The sequence below is a fragment of the Paracidovorax anthurii genome (assembly GCF_003269065.1).
Taxonomy (GTDB): Bacteria; Pseudomonadota; Gammaproteobacteria; order Burkholderiales; family Burkholderiaceae_C; genus Paracidovorax; species Paracidovorax anthurii.
The window spans coordinates 17,732-36,983 of record NZ_QLTA01000016.1 but is presented as its reverse complement, the minus strand read 5'-3'; the positions used below and the strand labels follow the sequence as shown (position 1 = coordinate 36,983).

At 69.9% G+C, this 19,252-nt stretch carries 18 protein-coding genes; 7 read left to right on the top strand and 11 right to left on the bottom strand.

The features are described 5' to 3' along the window. Positions 1 to 10: 10 nt before the first annotated feature. Positions 11 to 2,056: a DNA mismatch repair endonuclease MutL gene (mutL, locus tag AX018_RS10140; protein ID WP_111877168.1), complete on the bottom strand. Its 2,046-nt coding sequence runs from the start codon at positions 2,054 to 2,056 to the stop codon at positions 11 to 13. 131 nt (positions 2,057 to 2,187) lie between these two features. Between mutL and AX018_RS10135 the strand changes: the two genes are divergently transcribed. After that, a complete protein-coding gene (locus AX018_RS10135; RefSeq protein ID WP_111877167.1) occupies positions 2,188 to 2,838 on the top strand; it encodes a DedA family protein in 651 nt (216 codons plus the stop codon). A 31-nt stretch (positions 2,839 to 2,869) separates the two neighbouring features. On the opposite strand, the gene AX018_RS10130 is transcribed toward AX018_RS10135, so the two are convergent. The 5 genes from AX018_RS10130 to tsaE all read right to left on the bottom strand — a co-directional run bounded on the left by AX018_RS10130 (position 2,870) and on the right by tsaE (position 6,993). Further along, the gene (locus tag AX018_RS10130) at positions 2,870 to 3,847 is read right to left on the bottom strand and encodes an alpha/beta fold hydrolase (RefSeq protein ID WP_111877166.1); all 978 of its coding nucleotides are present in this window, start codon (positions 3,845 to 3,847) and stop codon (positions 2,870 to 2,872) included. 228 nt (positions 3,848 to 4,075) lie between these two features. Then, positions 4,076 to 4,303 (bottom strand): YMGG-like glycine zipper-containing protein, encoded by a 228-nt coding sequence (locus AX018_RS10125; protein ID WP_111877165.1) that lies wholly within the window; start codon positions 4,301 to 4,303, stop codon positions 4,076 to 4,078. A 203-nt stretch (positions 4,304 to 4,506) separates the two neighbouring features. Next, the gene (locus tag AX018_RS10120; RefSeq protein ID WP_111877164.1) at positions 4,507 to 4,839 is read right to left on the bottom strand and encodes a cupin domain-containing protein; all 333 of its coding nucleotides are present in this window, start codon (positions 4,837 to 4,839) and stop codon (positions 4,507 to 4,509) included. Between the two features lie 112 nt (positions 4,840 to 4,951). After that, entirely contained in the window at positions 4,952 to 6,454 is a 1,503-nt protein-coding gene (locus tag AX018_RS10115; RefSeq protein ID WP_245951502.1) for an N-acetylmuramoyl-L-alanine amidase, read from the bottom strand. Beyond that, entirely contained in the window at positions 6,451 to 6,993 is a 543-nt protein-coding gene (tsaE, locus tag AX018_RS10110) for a tRNA (adenosine(37)-N6)-threonylcarbamoyltransferase complex ATPase subunit type 1 TsaE (protein ID WP_111877163.1), read from the bottom strand. Before tsaE ends, AX018_RS10115 begins: the two co-directional genes overlap by 4 nt. Before the next feature lie 12 nt (positions 6,994 to 7,005). On the opposite strand from tsaE, the gene queG reads away from it, so the two are divergent. After that, positions 7,006 to 8,085 (top strand): tRNA epoxyqueuosine(34) reductase QueG, encoded by a 1,080-nt coding sequence (gene queG, locus AX018_RS10105; RefSeq protein WP_111877162.1) that lies wholly within the window; start codon positions 7,006 to 7,008, stop codon positions 8,083 to 8,085. Positions 8,086 to 8,142: 57 nt separating this feature from the next. Here the strand turns inward: queG and AX018_RS10100 are convergent, their stop codons facing one another. Together AX018_RS10100 and AX018_RS10095 are read right to left on the bottom strand one after the other, a co-directional pair. Then, on the bottom strand, positions 8,143 to 9,051 hold the full coding sequence (locus AX018_RS10100; RefSeq protein ID WP_111877161.1) for an AEC family transporter: 909 nt from the start codon (positions 9,049 to 9,051) through the stop codon (positions 8,143 to 8,145). Between the two features lie 103 nt (positions 9,052 to 9,154). Further along, positions 9,155 to 10,066 (bottom strand): LysR family transcriptional regulator, encoded by a 912-nt coding sequence (locus AX018_RS10095; protein WP_111877160.1) that lies wholly within the window; start codon positions 10,064 to 10,066, stop codon positions 9,155 to 9,157. A gap of 145 nt (positions 10,067 to 10,211) precedes the next feature. Between AX018_RS10095 and pyrB the strand changes: the two genes are divergently transcribed. From pyrB to AX018_RS10070, 5 genes are all read left to right on the top strand, one after another. Further along, entirely contained in the window at positions 10,212 to 11,246 is a 1,035-nt protein-coding gene (gene pyrB, locus AX018_RS10090) for an aspartate carbamoyltransferase (protein ID WP_245951501.1), read from the top strand. Next, positions 11,240 to 12,004, top strand: a complete 765-nt coding sequence (locus tag AX018_RS10085) for a sulfite exporter TauE/SafE family protein (RefSeq protein WP_111877159.1) — start codon at positions 11,240 to 11,242, stop codon at positions 12,002 to 12,004. Before pyrB ends, AX018_RS10085 begins: the two co-directional genes overlap by 7 nt. Before the next feature lie 189 nt (positions 12,005 to 12,193). Beyond that, positions 12,194 to 13,156, top strand: a complete 963-nt coding sequence (locus AX018_RS10080) for a tripartite tricarboxylate transporter substrate binding protein BugE (RefSeq protein ID WP_111877215.1) — start codon at positions 12,194 to 12,196, stop codon at positions 13,154 to 13,156. Between the two features lie 359 nt (positions 13,157 to 13,515). Continuing rightward, entirely contained in the window at positions 13,516 to 14,421 is a 906-nt protein-coding gene (gene xerD / locus AX018_RS10075) for a site-specific tyrosine recombinase XerD (RefSeq protein ID WP_111877158.1), read from the top strand. A 104-nt stretch (positions 14,422 to 14,525) separates the two neighbouring features. Further along, positions 14,526 to 15,521 carry a Bug family tripartite tricarboxylate transporter substrate binding protein gene (locus AX018_RS10070; RefSeq protein ID WP_111877157.1) on the top strand — a complete coding sequence of 332 codons (996 nt, stop codon included), beginning with the start codon at positions 14,526 to 14,528 and terminating at the stop codon, positions 15,519 to 15,521. Positions 15,522 to 15,615: 94 nt separating this feature from the next. Here the strand turns inward: AX018_RS10070 and AX018_RS10065 are convergent, their stop codons facing one another. From AX018_RS10065 to AX018_RS10055, 3 genes are all read right to left on the bottom strand, one after another. Next, positions 15,616 to 16,908, bottom strand: coding sequence for an EAL and HDOD domain-containing protein (locus tag AX018_RS10065; RefSeq protein WP_111877156.1), 1,293 nt, complete (start codon positions 16,906 to 16,908; stop codon positions 15,616 to 15,618). Positions 16,909 to 17,015: 107 nt separating this feature from the next. Continuing rightward, positions 17,016 to 18,272, bottom strand: coding sequence for an EAL and HDOD domain-containing protein (locus AX018_RS10060; protein WP_111877155.1), 1,257 nt, complete (start codon positions 18,270 to 18,272; stop codon positions 17,016 to 17,018). 108 nt (positions 18,273 to 18,380) lie between these two features. Next, a complete protein-coding gene (locus tag AX018_RS10055) occupies positions 18,381 to 19,181 on the bottom strand; it encodes a ferritin-like domain-containing protein (RefSeq protein WP_111877154.1) in 801 nt (266 codons plus the stop codon). Positions 19,182 to 19,252: the final 71 nt, after the last annotated feature.

Below are 19,252 nucleotides of genomic sequence, written 5' to 3'. Positions count from 1 at the left end.
GGCACGGCGTTCAGCGGCCGCGCAGGAACAGCGCGTCCAGCTCGCGCATGGAGAGCTGCCGCCACGTGGGTCGGCCGTGGTTGCATTGGTCGGAGCGGTCGGTGACTTCCATCTGGCGCAGCAGGGCGTTCATTTCGTCGAGGGTCAGGCGCCGGTTGGCGCGCACCGCGCCATGGCAGGCCATGGTGCCGAGGATCTCGTTGCGCGCGCGCTGCACCACGGTGCTCGCGTCGTGCGCCGCCAGCTCGCCAAGCACGCTGCGTGCCAGTTCCACCGCATCGCCCTGCGCGAGCGTGGTGGGCACGGCGCGCACGGCCAGGGTGCGGGGCGAGAAGGGCGACACCTCCATGCCCAGCGTCGCCAGCGTGTCGGCGTGCGCCTCCGCCGTGGCGACTTCCTCCGGGGTGGCGGCGAAGGTCGCGGGGATCAGCAGCGGCTGGCTGGCGATGCGCTGGCTCGCATCGACCTGGGCCTTGAGGCGCTCGTACACGATGCGCTCGTGCGCGGCGTGCATGTCCACGATCACCAGGCCCTGGGCGTTCTCGGCCAGGATGTACACGCCGTGGATCTGCGCAACGGCCCGGCCCAGGGGCCAGGTGTCGGGCGGCGCGGGGCTGGCCGCCGTGGCCGTTGCAGCCACTGCGGCATCGGCATCGGCATCGGGTGCGGGCGACGGGGCGCCGGCGGCGTCCGCATACGCGGGGGCCGGCTCGTGCACGGCGGCCGGGGCGGGGCTCCAGGCCGGCGCCTCGGCGGGCTGCGGCTGCCACTGCGGCTGCGTGGCGGCAGGCGCGCCCCCGTCGCGCCGACCCCAGAGTGCTTCCAGATCGGTGACGCGGTGCCCTGGCCGTACTTCAAAAGGTATAGCAGACTGTGCAGCAAACGCGGCGACATGAGGGGGTTTTGGCACTGAATGCGCCACGGGGGAGGCCGCTGCCCCGCCGGGGGAGGCCGCAGGGGCGGCCTCGGCGGCTCCGGCCGCCAGGGCCTGCGCGCGCGGCACCGCCAGGGCGTTCTCGACGGCGTGCCGCACGGCCTGGTGCACCTCGCGGCTGTTGCGGAAGCGCACCTCGATCTTGGTCGGGTGCACGTTCACGTCCACGCGCATCGGATCGATCTCCACGTAGAGCGCGTACACCGGCTGCTTCTGCCCGTGGAGCACGTCCTCGTAGGCGCTGCGGGCCGCGTGCGTGAGCACCTTGTCGCGCACGAAGCGGCCGTTCACGTAGCAGAACTGGTGGTCCGCCCGCGAGCGCGCCATGTCGGGCAGGCCCGCGTGGCCGGTGACGGTGACGGCGCCCGAGCGGTGCTGCACGGGCACCGAATCGCGGGTGAATTCCTCGCCCAGCACGTCGGACAGGCGCCGCGCGAGCGCCGCCAGATAGGCCGCGCCGCCCGGCTCGGCCCCTCCATCGCCATCGGCATCGCCCCGCGCCAGCGTGGCCCGCCATTGCTCCACGAGCTTGCCCTCGTGCCAGATGGCGAAGCCCACGTCGGGCCGCGCGAGCGCGTGGCGGCGCACGGCCTCGATGCAGTGGGCCAGCTCCGTCGCGTCGGACTTGAGGAACTTGCGCCGCGCCGGCGTGGAGAAGAACAGCTCCTTCACCTCCACCGTCGTGCCGCGGCCGCGCGCGGCGGGGCGCAGCTCGCCGCTGCGCGCGTCGAGCAGGAAGGCGCTGGGCTGCTCGTCGGTGCGCGAGAGCAGGGCCATCTCCGAGACCGAGGCGATGGCAGCCAGCGCCTCGCCGCGAAAGCCCATCGTGGCGACGGACTCCAGGTCGTGCAGGTTCGTGATCTTGCTGGTGGCGTGGCGGCGCAGCGCGGTCGCCAGCTCTTCGGACGGAATGCCGCAGCCGTCGTCCTCCACGGCGATGAGGCGCACGCCGCCGGCCAGCAGCCGCACCGTGACCTGGGTGGCGCCGGCATCGAGCGCGTTGTCCACGAGTTCGCGCACCGCCGAGGCGGGCCGCTCCACCACTTCGCCCGCGGCGATCTGGCTGATGAGTTCGTCGGGCAGGTCCCGGATGGGGCGTCGCGGTGCGGGCTCTGTGGTCATTGGCCGGCATTGTAGGCAGTGCGGTTAGAGTGTTGCGCCGCATTCCCGGCTCCGCCGCGCGGCTTGCCGGGGCATCGCCGGGCACGCTCCCGGCCCCGTTTATCCGCCGTTACCTTTCCGAAGGCCTTCTCTTGGAAATCCTCCAGTTCCTCATCGATTTCATCCTGCACGTGGACAAGCACCTCGCGGCCTTCGTGGCCGCGTACGGGCCCTGGGTCTACGCGCTGCTGTTCATCATCGTGTTCGTGGAGACGGGCGTGGTCGTCATGCCCTTCCTGCCCGGCGATTCGCTGCTGTTCATCGTCGGCGCGATGTGCGGCGCGGGGCTCATGAGCTATCCCATCGCGTGCGCGGTGCTGATCGTGGCCGCCATCCTGGGCGACCAGTGCAACTACAGCATCGGCCGGCACTTCGGGCCCAAGGTGTTCCAGTGGCCCGATTCGCGCTGGTTCAACCGCCGCGCGTTCGACCAGGCCCATGCGTTCTACGAGCGCTACGGCGGCATCACCATCGTGCTGGCGCGCTTCATGCCCTTCATCCGCACCTTCGCGCCGTTCGTGGCGGGCGTGGCCGAGATGAACCGCGCCCGGTTCACCGCCTTCAACGTGGGCGGCGCGCTGCTCTGGGTGCTGGGCATTTGCACGGCGGGCTACTTCTTCGGCAATTTCGCCTGGGTGCAGGCGAACCTGGACAAGATCATCTGGGCGCTGATCCTGGTGCCGGGGCTCATCGCGATCTACGGCGCCTGGCGCGCCGGCCGCCAGCAGAAGCCGGCGGCCTGAGCCCGGCGGCGCTCAGAACGTGGACACGTTCTCAGCGCATCGTGCGGCCCAGCCAGTGCAGCAGGTGGCGGGTGACGAACTCCGGATTGTCCTGGTTGGAGATGTGGCCGGCGGTCGGGATGAGCACGGACTCGCAGCCGATCACCTCGGCCATCTCCTGCATCTCGTGCGGCGGGCGCGGGATGTCCTCGTCGCCGCCCATCAGCAGCGTGGTCCGGGGATCGAGCGCGCCCAGGCGGTCCAGCGCATCGGCGCGGCCGAAGATGATGCGCCCCAGCGGCACGACCGACTGGCGCAGTTGCTCGGCCGTCATCGCCGCCAGGCTGCGCGCGAACGCCGCCGGCCGGGGCGCGGACGGATCGGTGCCGGGGCGGAAGAAGATGGGCACGATGGCGTTCACCAGGGCCGGCGTGATCTGGCCGGCGGCCTCGATCGCATCCAGCATGCCGAAGTAGCGCTGGCGCGTCGCCTCGGGCTCGGCCCCCAGGTAGGTGTCCATCATCACGAGGCTGCGCACCCGCCCGGGCGCCTGCAGCGCCAGCTCGGCGCCCCACATGCCGCCCACCGACAGGCCCACCACCGCGCATTCGCGGATCCGCAGCGCGTCCAGCAGCGCCAGCATCTGCGCCGCCAGCCCTTGCAGGTCTTGCGTGTTCCCGGGCAACGGGCCCGATGCGCCGTGGCCCCACAGCTCGGGCACGATGACCCGGAAGTGCCGCGACAGCGCCCGGATCTGGGGCGCCCACATCGAGGCATCCCACAGATAGCTGTGGCCGAGCAGCACGGCGGGGCCCCGGCCCAGGTCCAGGTAATGCAGCGGACTGCCTTCCAGCGTCGTGAAGCGGGACGGTGCCGCCGCGCCCCAGGCATCGAAACCTTCGCCGGGCAGGGCGCTGCCCGAAGCCAGGGCCAGCGGCACCGCGAGGATCTGCAAGGCGGCGCGGCGGCGGTTCACGGCTTCCTGTGAAGGTGGATTCCCGGCGTGCGGTACGTGAGGGCGTTGGGGCATGGGCGGCAGCTCCTTTCAGGCGGAAAAAAGAAGCGGGCATGCTATGCGCTGACGGGCGCCCGGAGCATGACGGGAGGCATGGCCTGGCATAGCGATTCTTTTGGGGCCGGCCTGCCCGCCGTGTGCTTCGTCCATCGGCGGAAAGCGAACCGCCCGCACGGCGCGTTGCCGTGCGGGCGGTCGGAGTGATCGCAGGGGGCGGTGAATCCCCCTCGCGCGGGATCGGGATCAGCGACGGCGCTGGTCGCGGTCCTCGCCCAGTTCGTGGCCGATGAGCGCACCGGCCGCAGCACCACCCACCGTGGCGGCCGTGCCGCCCAGGGCGCTGCCCAGCACGCCGCCTGCCACCGCACCGACGCCGGTGCCGATCTGTGCGTTGGTGGGGTTGGTGGAACAGCCGGCCAGGCCCAGGGCGGCAACGCAGGCGGCGGCGGTCAGCAGATGGCGGTAGTTCATGGTGTGCTCCTTCTTGTGGCGGATGTGGGGGCGGTGCCCATCGGTGGCGCATGGCCCATGTCCGAACTATCGCCGTGCCGGTCCGCACCGCGTGTAAGCAGGTCAAGCCCGGTGTTGTAGGACGTTACCGTGGCGCCCAAGCGGGGCGCTGGAGCGGGGCGGCGGATGGTTGCCGGCGCCCCGCACGGGCCCAGGAGCGGGCGCTACCCCGGCGCGAGGCACAGCGTCAGCAGCAGCGACGCGGGGCGCACCGCGCGCAGGGAGTGGGGCGCGCGTGCCTGCAGGTGGATGAAGTCGCCCGCGCGCAGCAGGCTGGCGCCCGACGCGCTGTGGAACTCCACCTCGCCCTCGATGCACTGGATGGTGACCTCGCCGGGCGTATCGTGCTGGCGCAGTTCCTTGCCCGCGGGCAGCACCGCGCGGATGACCTCCAGCTGTGCCGCCTTGATGATGGCCGAGGTGGCCGTGTTCTCCAGCGCGGGCCCCAGGGGGTGAATGCTGACGACTTCGGCGGAACGTGCGTGCGGCAGTGCCATGGCAACTCCTTGCTGCCCGCTGCGGGGCGGTTCGTGGGTGCCATGACTGTGGCCCAAGGGCGTGCGCATGGCAATGCCCCGGGCCGCCCGACCTGAGAACGTGAACGCGCTCTTACACCGACCGGCTGCGCGCCAGCGGCGGGTTCTTGGCGAAGTACCGCGTGATGCCGCGCATCAGCGCATCCGCGAGCTGCTGCTGGTAGGCCGCCGTGCGCAGCCTGGCTTCCTCTTCCGGGTTGCTGATGAAGGCCGTCTCCACCAGCACGCTCGGGATGTCGGGCGCCTTCAGCACGGCGAAGCCCGCCTGCTCCACGCGCGGCTTGTGCAGCTTGGCCATGTTGCCGATCTCGCCCAGCAGCACGCTGCCGAGCTTGAGGCTGTCGTTGATCTGCGCGGTGGTGCTCATGTCGAGCAGGGCGCTCTGCACGTGGCGGTCCTGGGAGCGCACGTTCAGCCCGCCGACCAGATCCGACTGGTTCTCCTTGTTGGCCAGCCAGCGCGCGGCGGAGCTGGAGGCGCCGCTCTGGCTCAGCGCGAAGACGCTGGCGCCGCGCGCGGCGGGCGTGGTGAACGCATCGGCGTGGATGCTGACGAACAGGTCCGCCTGCACGCGCCGCGCCTTCTCCACGCGCATGCCCAGCGGCACGAAATAGTCGGCGTCGCGCGTGAGGAAGGCGCGCATCGGGTTGCCCCCGATGGTCGTGGCGTTGATGCGGTCGCGCAGCAGGAAGGCCACCTTGAGCACCACGTCCTTCTCGCGGGTGCCCGCCGGGCCCGTCGCGCCGGGGTCCTCTCCGCCGTGGCCGGGGTCGAGCGCGACGATGATGAGGCGGTCGGTGGCGCGCGCGACGGCGGGGGCCGCGGGTGCCTTGCCGCCGGCCGGGGGCGGGGGGGCCGCCGCCACGGCGGGCGCGCCGGGAGGCGTCGCCACGGGGGCCGGGGTGCCGGGCGCGGCGGGGGGCAGGCCGTTGGGGAGCGCGGCGCCGGGGCGCTGGCTGTGCTGCGCGATGAGGTCGCCCAGCGGATCGCCCGCCGAGCCGGGGCGCGCGGCGGCGATGTCGGGAACCGGGGCGGGCGCCGGCGTGCCGGGCGCGGCTTCGCGCAGGCGTTCGGCGATCAGCGCCTCCAGCGGGTCCTCGGGCTCGGCGGGGTAGAGGTCGAACACCAGCCGGTGCTGGTAGGCCGCGATGGGCGGCAGCGTGAACACCTGGGGCAGGGCCGCGCGCTTGAGGTCCACCACCAGCCGCACCACGCCCGGCGCGTTCTGGCCCACGCGGATGCCGGCGATGTTGGGGTCGTCGGGCTTGACCTTGGCCACCAGCTCGCGCAACTCGGGGTTCAGGTCGATGCCCTCGATGTCCACCGCCAGCCGCGGCGGCGTGGCCACGAAGAACTGCTTGGCCGTGAGCTGCCGGTCGGATTCGATGGTCACGCGGGAGTAGTCCTGCGCCGGCCAGACGCGCACGGCCACGATGCCGGCGCCGCGCGCGATCTGCTGGGCCCCGAGCAGCAGCACCAGGGTGCCGGCGCGCAGCACGGCGCGCCGCGCGGGATCGGGCCGCGGCCCCGTCGATGGGCCGGGCGGCGTGGTGAAAGAGGATGCGTCGTCGCTCATGCTGTCGTCAGTCCTTGCACCAGGGTGTGGCCGAGGGGCGTGCCGGCCCGCAGCGTCACCTGCCGGGGCGCGTCGCCATCGTACGCGCCGGCCGCATCATCCACTGCTTCAATGTGTATAGCAAGATCGGCAGCGGGAATCAGCCCCGCCGCCTTCTCGGGCCACTCCGCGATCTTCAGGCCCGGGCCCGCGAAGATGTCGCGGAAACCGGCGTCCTCCCACTCGCGCGGATCGCTGAAGCGGTAGAAGTCGAAGTGCCAGATGGCCAGGCCCGGGGCGTCGTGGGGCTCCACCACGGCATAGGTGGGGCTCTTGATGCGGCCCTGCACGCCGAGCGCGCGCAGCAGGTGCCGCACCAGCGTGGTCTTGCCCGCGCCCAGATCGCCGTGCAGCGTGATGAACGCATGGCCGAGGGCGGGCTGCGCGGCCAGGCGCGCGGCGAAGGCGGCCGTGTCGTCCTCGCCGTGCCAGGCGAGCTGCGCGCCGGCCGGCGCGGGGGGGCTTTCTACAATCCCGGGGTGATGTCGTGCAGCAGTCAACTCGTTCCTCAAATGCAAGGCTGGGCCCGCGAGCTGGGATTTTCCCAAATCGGCATCGCCGGCGTGGATTTGTCGTCCGCGGAGCCGGGATTGATGCAATGGCTGGCCCAAGGGTTCCATGGCGAGATGCATTACATGGAGGCGCACGGCCTCAGGCGCGCCCGCCCGGCCGAGCTGGTGCCGGGCACGGTGAGCGTGATCACCGCGCGCATGGACTACCTGCCGCACGCCACGCTGGACCGGGGCGCGGCCCGGGAGGGCGAGGAGGGCGGCGCCGGATGGCAGGCGGTCGAGTTCGCGCGGCTGGAGCGCCCGCGCGAGGGCATCGTCTCGGTCTATGCCCGGGGGCGGGATTACCACAAGGTGCTGCGCGCCCGGCTGCAGAAGCTCGCGGACCGCATCGCCGCCGCCATCGGGCCGTTCGGCCACCGCGTGTTCACCGACTCCGCGCCCGTACTGGAGGCCGAGCTGGCGCGGCGCAGCGGGCAGGGCTGGCGCGGCAAGCACACGCTGGTGCTCAACCGCGAGGCCGGCTCGATGTTCTTCCTGGGCGAGATCTACGTCGATCTGCCGCTCGCGCCCAGCGAGCCCGTCACCGCGCACTGCGGCTCCTGCCAGGCCTGCATCGATGTCTGCCCCACGCAGGCCATCGTTGCGCCGCACCGTGTGGATGCGCGCCGCTGCATCTCCTACCTCACCATCGAGCACGCGGGGCCGATCCCCGAGGCGATGCGGCCCCTGATGGGCAACCGCGTGTACGGCTGCGACGACTGCCAGCTCGCGTGTCCCTGGAACAAGTTCGCGCAGCCGAGCCGGTTGCCCGACTTCGACGAGCGGCCGGACCTCGCGGGCCGGCCCCTGGCCGAGTGGTTCGCGTGGGACGAGCCCACCTTCCTGCGCAGGACCGAGGGTGGGCCGATCCGCCGCATCGGGCATGAGCGGTGGCTGCGCAACGTGGCCGTGGCGCTGGGCAACGCGCTGCGCGCCACGCACGACCCCACGCTGCGCGCCGCGCTGGCCTCGCGCGCCGAAGACCCGAGCGCGCTCGTGCGCGAGCATGTGGCCTGGGCTTTGGGTGAAAAGGCTCCCTAGTCGCCGGATTTGCTAGGTTCTTTGCTGCGAAAATGGTAGCGAATGGCTCCGCGGCGGTCAGGGGCCCAGCACGCCCAGCGCGAACGGCAGGCTGACCACGCCCAGCACCGTGGACAGCGTCACCAGGCCGGCCACGTACGGTCCGTTGTAGCCCATGCGCGCTGCCAGCACGTAGCAGGTCGATGCGGTGGGCAGGGCCGAGAAGGCGAGCAGCACGGTGGCCTGCACGGTGTCCAGGCCCATCCACCTCGCCATCGCGCAGGCCACCAGCGGCTGCACCAGGTGCCGGATGGCCAGCACCGAGGCCGACAGCAGCTTGCTGCGCGCCAGCAGCCCGAGCTGCATGCCCGCGCCCGCCGACATGAGCCCCAGGGCGATCGATGCCGCGCCCACGCGGTTCACCGACGGCTCCATCCAGGCGGGGATGCGAAAGCCCAGCAGGTTGGCGACCAGCCCCGAGGCCGTGGCGATGATCAGCGGGTTGCGCGCCAGCTCCTTCAGGAACCCCTGGCGCGCCGCGAGGGCCATCGGCCAGACCGCCGCGATGTTGAAGAGCGGCACGCACACGCCGATGAGCACGGCGATGAGCAGCAGCCCCTGGGCGCCCGCCAGCCGTTCCGCGAGCGCCAGCCCGATGAAGGAATTGAAGCGGAACGCCACCTGCGCGCTCGCCGCGTGGTCGCGTTCATCGATCCGGCCCGCCAGCCCCGGCACGTGGGGCAGCAGGTAGGCGAGCCCGATGCCGCACAGGCCCGTGAGCACCCCGGCCGCGATCAGCCCCGACGCTTCGCCGATCTGGATCGGGCTCTTCACGATGGACTGGAACAGCAGCACCGGAAAGAGCAGGTAATACACGAGGCTCTCGACCGGCTGCCAGACCGAGCGGTTGAGCGGCGTGTACCGGCAGACGAGGTATCCGAAGAGGATGAGGGAGAAGTCGGGAAAGAGAAGCTGGGCGTAGTTCACCGGCGCAGGATACCCGGCGCGCGCGCAGGCCGGCGCGCACCGGCGGCCCCTTCCCCGCAGCGCTCAGCGCGGCGAGACGAGGGGCAAAGGGGGATGCCCCCTCTCAATCCTTGGCCTTGATGGCCTTGGCGCCGTCCACGATGGCCTCGAGCACTTTCTTCAGGCCCCGGTTCACGGGCTTGTCCTGGCGCAGGATGAATGCCAGCGTGCGCTTGAGGCGGGGGCGCAGCGGGCGCATGTCCAGGTCCTTGTGCTTGCCCGATCCGGTCACGGCCATGCGCGGGAGCACCGCGCAGCCGAGCCCCGCGGCCACCATCGCCTTGATGGCTTCGACGCTGTCGAACTCCATCACCGGCGTGCCCAGCGGGCCGCCCCCCTGGCGCAGCCAGTCATCGACCAGCGTGCGCGTGGTGGTGCCCGTGCCGAGCTTCACGAGGGGCTGCTCGTTCAGCATCTCCGCGGTGACGGTGGCCGGCCAGTCGCAGGTGCCGCGCCGGCAGATGGCGACGAAGTCGTCCTCCAGCACCGGCGTGGCGGCGAGGGCGCGGGAGGTGACCGGCAGCGTGACCAGGGCGACATCGACGATGTTGCCCTCGATCTGGCGGACATAGTCTTCCGTGTTGCCCGTGCTCACCACGATCTGCAGCGAGGGGTATCGCTTGCGCAGATCGCGCAGCACGGACGGCAGGAAGTAGAGGCAGGGCGTGAGCCCCGTGCCCAGCCGCACCGTGCCCGACACGCCCGCCGCGTGGAAGGTGGCCGCGCTGACCGCGTTGGCGACCGCCGTCGCCACGTGCGGCACCTGGGCGAGCAGGTCGGCGCCCGCGGGCGTGGCGCTGACGCGCCGGCCCACCCGCTCCACCAGCCGCACGGACAGCGAACGCTCCAGCTTCTTGACTTGCACACTGACGGCCGGCTGTGTCAAGCCCAGCCGCTCTGCCGCCGCGGAGAAACTCCCCAGCTCAAGCACCAGCGAAAAGGTGCGTAGCTGCTCTAGATCGATGGTTGTGTCCAAGATAATTTTTATGGTTCGTATAAGAAATAAAACCTTCTCTTATGAAAGAGCCGGCAGGAAGATTGAAGCAGAAAGTTTGTCCCTTCGCACAACAAGTTTGTTTCCAGTGTTGCAGTGCCCCCGCCCCTTGCCCGTTGACGGACCCATGCGCGCCTCTTCCCCGCGCATGGTTTCCCGGAATTTCGTGTCCATCGAGGACTGGACGCGCGGAGACATCGAGAACCTGCTCGGCGCGGCGGAAGACGTCCGCCGCTATCCCGGGGAATTCACATACAGCCTCAACGGCATGCTGGTGTGCACGGTGTTTTTCGAGCCCAGCACGCGCACCCGCCTCAGCTTCGAGTCCGCAGCGCACCGGCTGGGCGCGAAGGTCCTGAGCGTCGGCGACATGCAGACCACGCGCGTGGGGCTTGGCGAGAGCGTGGCCGACACCGTGCGCATGGCGGGCTATTACGCGGACCTGGTGGTGGCGCGGCACGCGCAGGACGGCGTGATGGAGCGCATGGCCGAGGTGGTGGATGTCCCCCTCATCAACGCGGGCGAAGGCCAGGGCCGGCATCCCACGCAGACGCTCATCGACCTCTACACGATGCGCAAGCACTTCGGTGTCCTGGACGGGTTGCGCGTGGGCATTGCCGGGGGGCTGCGCTACTCGCGCGCGGCCAAGTCGCTGCTGTGCGGCCTGCGCCGGTTCCGCGATGTGCAGATCCACGCGGTGGATGCGGTGGGAGACGTGGACGCGGATGCCTCCTCGGCAGAGCTGCAGCCGCTGTCCGACGTGGCAGGCACGGCGGTGCACGAGCATGCGAGCGTGGCCGACATGCTCGACCAGATCGATGTGCTCTACGTCGTGCGCGTGCAGCGCGAGCAGTACCGCGACCTTGCCACGTACGAGGAACAGCTGCGCCGATGCCGCGTGCACCGGAGCCTGATGCGCCGCGCCGCGGCCGAGGTCGCCGTGATGCACTGCCTGCCCCGCGGCCAGGAACTGGCGGAAGACCTGGACGACACGCCTTTCAACCACTATTTCCGGCAGGCGGCCAGCGGCGTGGCCGTGCGCATGGCGGTTCTCCAGCGGTACCTCGGTCGCTCCCGTCTGTCCGCGGCGGCGCTGATGGGACAGAGCATGTGCATGGACATCGCGTCCGTGCCCTCTTCGGAGCCTTATCTCGCATGGTGATGCTCTGGACTGCCGCGCTCGCCGGATTGGGGGGCGTCGTGGGAATCGTCGCTGTCACGGTGGGGGGCGGCGTGACGCTGGGCGTGCCGCTCCTGCTGCTCATGGGGCAGCCTGCCGCCACTGCGATCGCGACCGTCAAGTTCGCCCTGATCGGCTCCTTCGTCACCGGCGCCCTGACGCACCGCCAGGGCCAGCGCACGGAGGTGGCGGTGCCCTGGATTCTTTGGCCGCTGTGCGTCGCGGGCTCCGTGACGGGCTCGCTGCTGGTCACCGGAATGGACGAGCGGTTCCTCAAGTTCATGGTCGTCGTGCTGATGACGGCCGTGCTGTGGATCACCTATCGCACCGACCTGTCGGCGGACTCGCGGGCCTCCGGGAGGGCCATGGTCCGCATCCCGGCCGCCGGCGTCATCACGGTGTTCGCGCTGTGCGTGTACTCCGGCTTCTTCGGGGCCGGATTCGGCACTTTCCTCATCTTCGCGCTCATGCATTTCTTCGGCCTCACGTTCTCCGAAAGTGCTTCGGTGATGACGCGCATCAACCTGCTCGTGGTCGGGGCATCGGTGAGCACGTTCGCGAGCAGCGGCGTCATCAACTTCCATCTGGGCATTCCGCTGCTGCTGGGCTGCGCGGTGGGCGGGGTGATGGGGGCCTGGACCGCCAAGACGCTGCCCCCGCCGCGCATGAAGGCCGTTTTCCTGGTGTTCACCGTGCTGCTGGGCGCCAAATTGTTGTGGGATGCCATGGCCCCTGCGTGATGCCGGGCAGGGCCCGAGAGTCTTGGCCGACCGGCGGTGCCGGGGCGCGAAGAATTTCAATCAGTTGATACAGAGTGCAATGGATGCGGGTATTTCCTCATCCAGGGAGGGGCTGCATGGGGCGATGGTCGCGCATCAGCGCTTAGGATGCGCGATCATCGTTTTCATGCAGTTACAAGGAGATTGTTCATGCACCGCCGAAACTGGGTTGGATTCGCCCTCTTCGCCGCAGCAGGCTGCGCCTGGGCGCAAGCCTATCCTTCCAAGCCGATCAAGCTGGTGGTGCCCTTCGCACCCGGCGGCACCACCGACATCATCGCGCGCGTGATCGCCGATCCGCTGTCGCGTGCGCTGGGTCAGCCGGTGGTGGTGGACAACCGGGGCGGTGGCGGTGGCATCATCGGCGCCGCTGAAACCGCCAAGGCCACGCCGGATGGCTATTCGCTGGGCATCGCGACCGTGTCCACGACGGCGGCCAATCCGGCCATCAACCCGCGCATCACCTACAACCCGCTGACCGACTTCACGCCGATCATCAACATCGCCGCGACGCCGAACATCATCGCGGTGAACCCCAATTTCCCGGCCAAGGACTACAAGAGCTTCTTTGCCGAAATCAAGAAGGTGCCGGGCAAGTATTCGTACTCGACCTCGGGCACCGGCGGCATCGGCCACTTGCAGATGGAGCTCTACAAGAGCCTCACCAACACCTTCGTCACCCACATCCCTTATCGGGGGGCCGGCCCCGCGCTCAACGATACCGTGGCGGGGCAGGTTCCCATCATCTTCGACAACTTCCCCTCCACGCTGCCCTTCATCAAGGACAACCGCCTCGTGCCCATCGTGGTGGCCGCGCCGCAGCGCATCGCGGCACTGCCCAACGTGCCGACGTTCAAGGAGGTGGGGCTGGAGCCCGTGAACCGCATGGCCTACTACGGCATCCTGGGGCCGAAGGGCCTGCCCAAGGACGTCGTCGACAAGATCAACGCCGGTGTTCGCAAGGCGCTGGAGGACCCCGCCGTGCGCAAGCGCATCGAGGACACGGGCTCCCTCATCGTCGGCAACACGCCCGAGCAGTTCGCCGAGCAGATCAAGGCCGAGTTCGAGGTCTACAAGTCGGTGGTGCAAAAGCAGAAGCTCGTGCTGGATTGACGGGCCGCCCGGGCCGTCGCGCCTGATATCCCGAGGCCATGGCGCTTGCCGAAGCACCGTGGCCTTTTTTCATCGCCGGGCCGCCCCAAGATGAAAAACACCCCCTTGGGGGGGCAGCGACTCCGCGCAGCGAGGGAGCGTGGGGGCTTCTTTCTCATCGCCGGGCCGCCCCAAGATGAAAAACGCCCCCCTGGGGGGCAGCGACCCCGCGCAGCGAGGGAGCGTGGGGGCCAGTTTTCATCGCCGGGCCGCCCCAAGATGAAAAACGCCCCCTTGGGGGGCAGCGACCCCGCGCAGCGAGGGGAGCGTGGGGGCCTTTCTCATCATGGCGCGGACGTGGCCCGTGCTAAGGTCGGGCGATGACCGTTTCGCAGGACAGCCAGGCCGCCATCGATGCGTTCATCGATGCGCTGTGGCTGGAGGATGGCCTCTCCCGCAACACGCTGGCGGCGTACCGGCGCGATCTGTCGCTATATGCACAGTGGCTGGAGCTTCAGGCGCCGGGGCTCGGGCTCAATGGCACGCAGGAGCACCATCTCCAGGCCTATTTCGCGGCGCGCCACGCCGAGACGCGCGCGACGTCCGCCAACCGCCGCCTCACGGTGCTGCGCCGCTACTTCCACTGGGCGCTGCGCGAGCGGCGCATCGCCGCCGATCCCACCGGCCGCATGCAGGCCGCGCGCCAGCCGCTGCGCGTGCCCAAGACACTGTCCGCGTCCCAGGTGGAGGCGCTGCTGCAGGCCCCCGACGTGGGGGAGCCCCTGGGGCTGCGCGACCGCGCGATGCTGGAACTCATGTACGCGAGCGGCCTGCGGGTCACCGAACTGGTCACGCTCAAGACCTTCCACGTGGGCTTGAACGAGGGCGTGCTGCGCATCATGGGCAAGGGCAGCAAGGAGCGCCTCGTGCCTTTCGGCGAGGTGGCCGCCGAGTGGCTGCAGCGCTATCTGGAGGACGCCCGGGGCGCCATTCTGGCGGGCCAGCAGACCGATGACCTCTTCGTGACGCGGCGTGGCGCGGGCATGACGCGTGCCATGTTCTGGGTGATCGTCAAGAAGCACGCCCAGTCGGTCGGCATCACCGTGGCGCTGTCGCCGCACACGCTGCGCCATGCTTTCGCCACCCATCTGCTCAACCACGGCGCGGATCTGCGCGTGGTGCAACTGCTGCTCGGGCATGCCGATATTTCGACCACCACGATCTATACCCACGTGGCGCGCGAGCGGCTCAAGGCGCTGCACGCCCAGCACCACCCGAGGGGGTGAGCGACAGACCCATCATGGATCCCGAGATCGAGGGACATGCAGGGGCGAGGCTGGTGCAGCGGCGCACAATCCCCCCGTTGTTGGCTTTGCCGGGATGGTTTTCCATGAATGAATCGCTTTCTCGCCGGCGCATGCTCTCCGTATGCGCTTCCCTCGTTCTTGCGGGGGCGGCTCCGGCCCACCTGCACGCACAGGCCTCTCCATGGCCCGCCAAGCCCCTGCGCATCGTCGTGGCGTACCCCGCGGGCGGCGTGAGCGATGTGGTGGCGCGGGCGCTGGGAGAGAGGCTCTCCGTGCAACTGGGCACGCCCGTGGTGGTGGAGAACAAGGCCGGCGCGGGCGGCACCATCGGCATGGACATGGTCGCCAAGGCGCCGCCCGATGGCTATACGCTGGGCTTCTCGTCGATCAGCCCGCTGGCGTTGAGCCCCCATCTGGGCAAGTCGCCGTTCGACCCGGAGCGCGATATCGCGCCCGTGGCCAGCGTGATGGTGTCCCCGGTGCTGCTGCTGGCCACGCCGGCCCTGGCCGCTCCGGATTTCCAGGCGCTCATCGCCTTGGCCAAGGCGCGGCCGGGCGAGGTGCGCTGGGCGACGTCGGGGCTGGCGTCGCTGGGGCACATCATGCTCGAACAGATCATGCAGGGAACCCACGCGCGGATCACGCATGTGCCCTACAAGGGTGGCGGGCAGCAGATCAATGATGCGCTGAGCGGGCAGTTCGAGGTGCTGTCCACGAACGCGGGATCGGCGGTGATGCAGCACATCCAGGCCGGGAAGCTGCGCGCGCTGGCGGTCGGAGCCCCGGAGCGGATCGGCGCGCTGCCCGGGGTTCCGACCCTGAGGGAGCTGGGGCTGGCGCCCGCCAACCTGAGCTCGCGGTTCGGCATCTTCGCACCCGCCCGCACCCCCGCGCCGGTGCTGGAGCGGCTGAATGCCGAGATCAACAAGGCCCTGGCCCAGCCGGACTTCCGCGCCCGCCTGGCCGCCACGGACAATGTGCCCGCGGGCGGGACGGCGGCGGAGTTCGCGCGCCAGATCGCGGAGGAATCCCGGAACAATGCCCGCATCATCCGCGCGGCCCGCATTTCACTGGATTGACGCGGGCCCGGTCGGGCGGGTGGCGCAAGGGTTTGCCCCCCCTCCGCCCGTTCGGCGCATGCGGACGATGGCACCCGCATGCGCCGAGGCGGCGCTATTCGCCGAGGTTCTCCGCCCAGGTCAGGGCCTGCAGGTGGGCCCAGTTGACCTGCCGGTTCGACAGATGCAGTTCTTCGGCGGATCGGGCGAACGCCATTTCGTCGCCGCTTTCGCAGGCCTTTGTGAGCTCCAGGAATGGAGCGAACACGCCGGTGTTGTGCAGCAGCGCATCGATGACCGGCTGGGGCAGCGCCACCGATTCGAGCGCTTTCTCGATCGGCACCCCCAGCATGGCGTCCAGCAGGGAGAACACGCCCACGACGAAGGCGTTGTCGCATTCCTCGGGGGGCAGTAGTTCGGCCGCGAGCAGCTCCATCAGGCGCCCGCGCACCACGGCCGTCTGGCCCACGGCCGGAGGGGAGCCGCCGGCCCGCGAGGTGGTCATGAGCAGGGCCGCCCAGCGGAAGAGCTTCTTGAGGCCCAGGATCATCACCGCGTGCCGGAACGAGGTGACCTCGCACGAGAGGCCGAAGCCCGACGAGTTGATGAAGCGCAGGAGGTTGAAGGACAGGGTGGGGTCCTTCTTGAGAAGCTCCTCGATCTCCGCCGTGCTGGCCTGTTTGCGCACCAGATTGATGAGCTGGATGATCGTGGCCTGGGAGGGCCGGATGGTCTGGGCCTTGACCAGGGCGGGCTTGGCGAACCAGAAGCCCTGGAACAGCTTCACGCCCAGCGCGGCCATGCGTTCGTGCTGCTCGGCGGTCTCGACCTTTTCGGCCACCAGCATGGCCTGGCTGTTGGCCCGGGCGAACTTCACCAGCGGCTCGGCCAGCTCGGGGCGGAAGGCCTGCATGTCGAGCTTGACGAAGGCCGCCATGCGCAGCCAGCTGCCATAGTTGCGCCGCAGGACGTTCTGGCTGAACGCCAGGCGGAAGCCCCGCGCGCGCAGCCCTTCGAGGGTGGAGAGCCGGCCCTCGATCTCTTCGAGGGTGGCGGTGTCGGGCAGCGTGGGCACCTCCAGCACCACCTTTTCCGGGTGGATGAGTTCCAGGTGGCCGCCCGCGAGGCTGTCGTGCGTGCAGTTGATGAAAACGGTCTTCTTGCCCACCAGCGCCTCGGTGCCGGCATAGGACAGCGCGTTGAAGAGCAGGGCCGCGTCGCTCGCGGCGGTGTGGGCGTCGGTGGCGGTGGATCGGTCGAACAGTTCGTAGCCGAACACGGCGCGGTGCTCATCCACGATGGCCTGGCGCGCGATGATGGCCAGGCTGTCGCTGTCTGCCGCGGGGTCGGTGCCGTCCGGAGGTTGGGTCGGCTCGAAAGCCGGTGCGTTTTCGGTGGTGCTCGACATGGACGTGAATGGAAGGAAAAGCCGGGAGATGCCCCGTTTCAGCCCCTCACCTTACCACCAAGGAGACGTTTCGTGAGCCTCGGGCGACATCGTCGCGGCAATGGGGATCAGTCCGTCAATTGGTCGGCCCAGGCCAGGGCCTGCAAGTGGGCCCAGTTGATCTGCTGGCTGCTGAGGTGCAGCGTGCTGGCGGCCTGGTCGAACAGCGCGTCGTCGCTCGACTCGCAGGCCTCCGCGAGGCGCAGCAGCTCGCCGAGCACGCCCTGGCGGTGCAGGAGGGCATTCGCCACCGGCTCCGGGATGTGGAGCAGGCCGATGGCCGATTCCATCGGCATGTTGAGCATGGCGTCCAGCATCGAGAAGATGCCCGCCACGAAGGCCTGATCGGCATCTTCCTGGGAGAGGGTTTCCAGGGCCAGCAGCTCCATGAGGCGGCCGCGCACCACCGCCGTGTGGCCCACCGCGGCGGGGGTGCCGCCGATGCGGGAGGCGGTGAGCAGCAGCGCGGCCCAGCGGAACAGTTTTTTCAGGCCCATGAGCATCACGGCCTGCCGGAAGGACGTGATCTCGCGGTCGAGCCCGAAGCCCGAGGAGTTGATCAGGCGCATCAGGTTGAAGGCGAGGCCGGCGTCCTTCTTGAGCACCTCCTCGATTTCGTCGGTACTGGCCTGCTGGCGCACCAGGTTGATGAGCTGCAGGATGCTGGCCTGGGACGGGGTGAGCAGCTTGGCCTCGACGATCGCCGGGCGCGCGAACCAGAACCCCTGGAAGAGCTGCACGCCCTTGCTGGAGACCATGTCGTACTGCTGGGCGCTCTCGACCTTCTCGGCGATGAGTTCCGCCTTGGAATGGCGCCCGGCGTAGTTGATCAGCACGGCGAGCTGGTCGGGCGCGAGCAGCGAGAGATCGAGCTTGATGTAGTCGGCCAGGGGCAGCCAGGGGGCGTAGGCCGATTCGAGCACCGTGTGGTTGAACGCGAGGTGGAAGCCCCGCGCGCGCAGGGATTGCAGGATCGGCAGCCGCGTGCCGACTTCGGCCGCCGCCGCGTGCCCCAGGGGCGGGATCTCCAGGACGACCTTGTCGGGGTCCACCAGTTCGAGGTGCCCTCCGGCCAGGCTTTCGTGCGTGCTGTTGACGAAGATGAGCTTCTTGCCCACCAGTTCCTCGGTGCCCGCGTGCGAGAGGGCGGTGAACACCAGGAAGACGTCGGTGGCGGCGGTATGCGCCACGCCGGCCCGGGATCGGTTGAAAAGCTCGTAGCCGATCACGGAGTGCTGGGCGTTCACGATCGCCTGGCGGGCGATCATGGCGCCCGAAGACCCAGCGCTGGAGGCGGCACTATCGGCGGGGCGCTGGGAGGTCATGGAGGATGGGTTGGGAAGCATGCCGGGTCTGGGAACAAGAGCCGCCCCGATGCGCGCGGGGCAACCGGGGCCATTGTAGGAAATTCGCCATGCCCCCGGGGCGCTCCGTCATTCGGCCTGCAGCCAGCGCAGCTCGGTTTCGGTGAACCCCGCCATCCGCCGGGCGGCCTCGTTGAACGGCGGCTTCAGGCGCGGGGCCTCGTAGCGCCGCACGAGTTCGCCGTAGTGGGTCTCGGGGTCGTGCCCGCCGCGCTCGCACAGCCAGCGGTACCAGCGGTTGCCGATGGCCACGTGCCCCACCTCCTCGCGCAGGATGACGTCGAGGATCGCCACGGCCGCCAGGGCATCCGGCGTGCCGACCTGGGTCAGCTTGCGCTGGATGATCGGCGTGGCGTCCAGCCCGCGCGCCTCCAGCGTGCGCGGCACCAGCGCCATGCGCGCGACGATGTCGTGCGCGGTTTTCTCGCACATGGTCCACAGGCCCTGGTGGGCAGGGAAATCGCCGTAGTCGTGGCCCATGCCGCGCAGGTGCGCGCGCAGCATGCGGAAGTGCGACGCCTCCTCGGCCGCCACGCGCAGCCAGTCGAGGTAGTAGTCCCGCGGCATGCCGCCGAAGCGCCAGACGGCATCGAGCGCGAGGTTGATGGCGTTGAACTCGATGTGGGCGATGGCGTGCAGCAGCACGGCGCGCCCGAGCGGGGTGGCAGGCGAGCGCCGCGCGACTTCGGTGTGGCGGCGCAGCTCGGGCCGCTCGGGGCGGCCGGGCAGGGTGTCCGGGGCGGGCGGGGCGGGCGCGTCGGGCGCGATGGCCAGCGCATCGGCCGAGGCGTGCAGCTCCAGCGTCCGGGCCGCCTTGTGTTCGGGATCGGTCAGGCACAGGGCCTGCAGGGCGAGATGGCGAAGCTCCATCCCTACAATTCTAGGTTTCCGCCCCCAGGTGGAGGGTGGACGGCACGCACGACAGGCACTGGAGACAACAC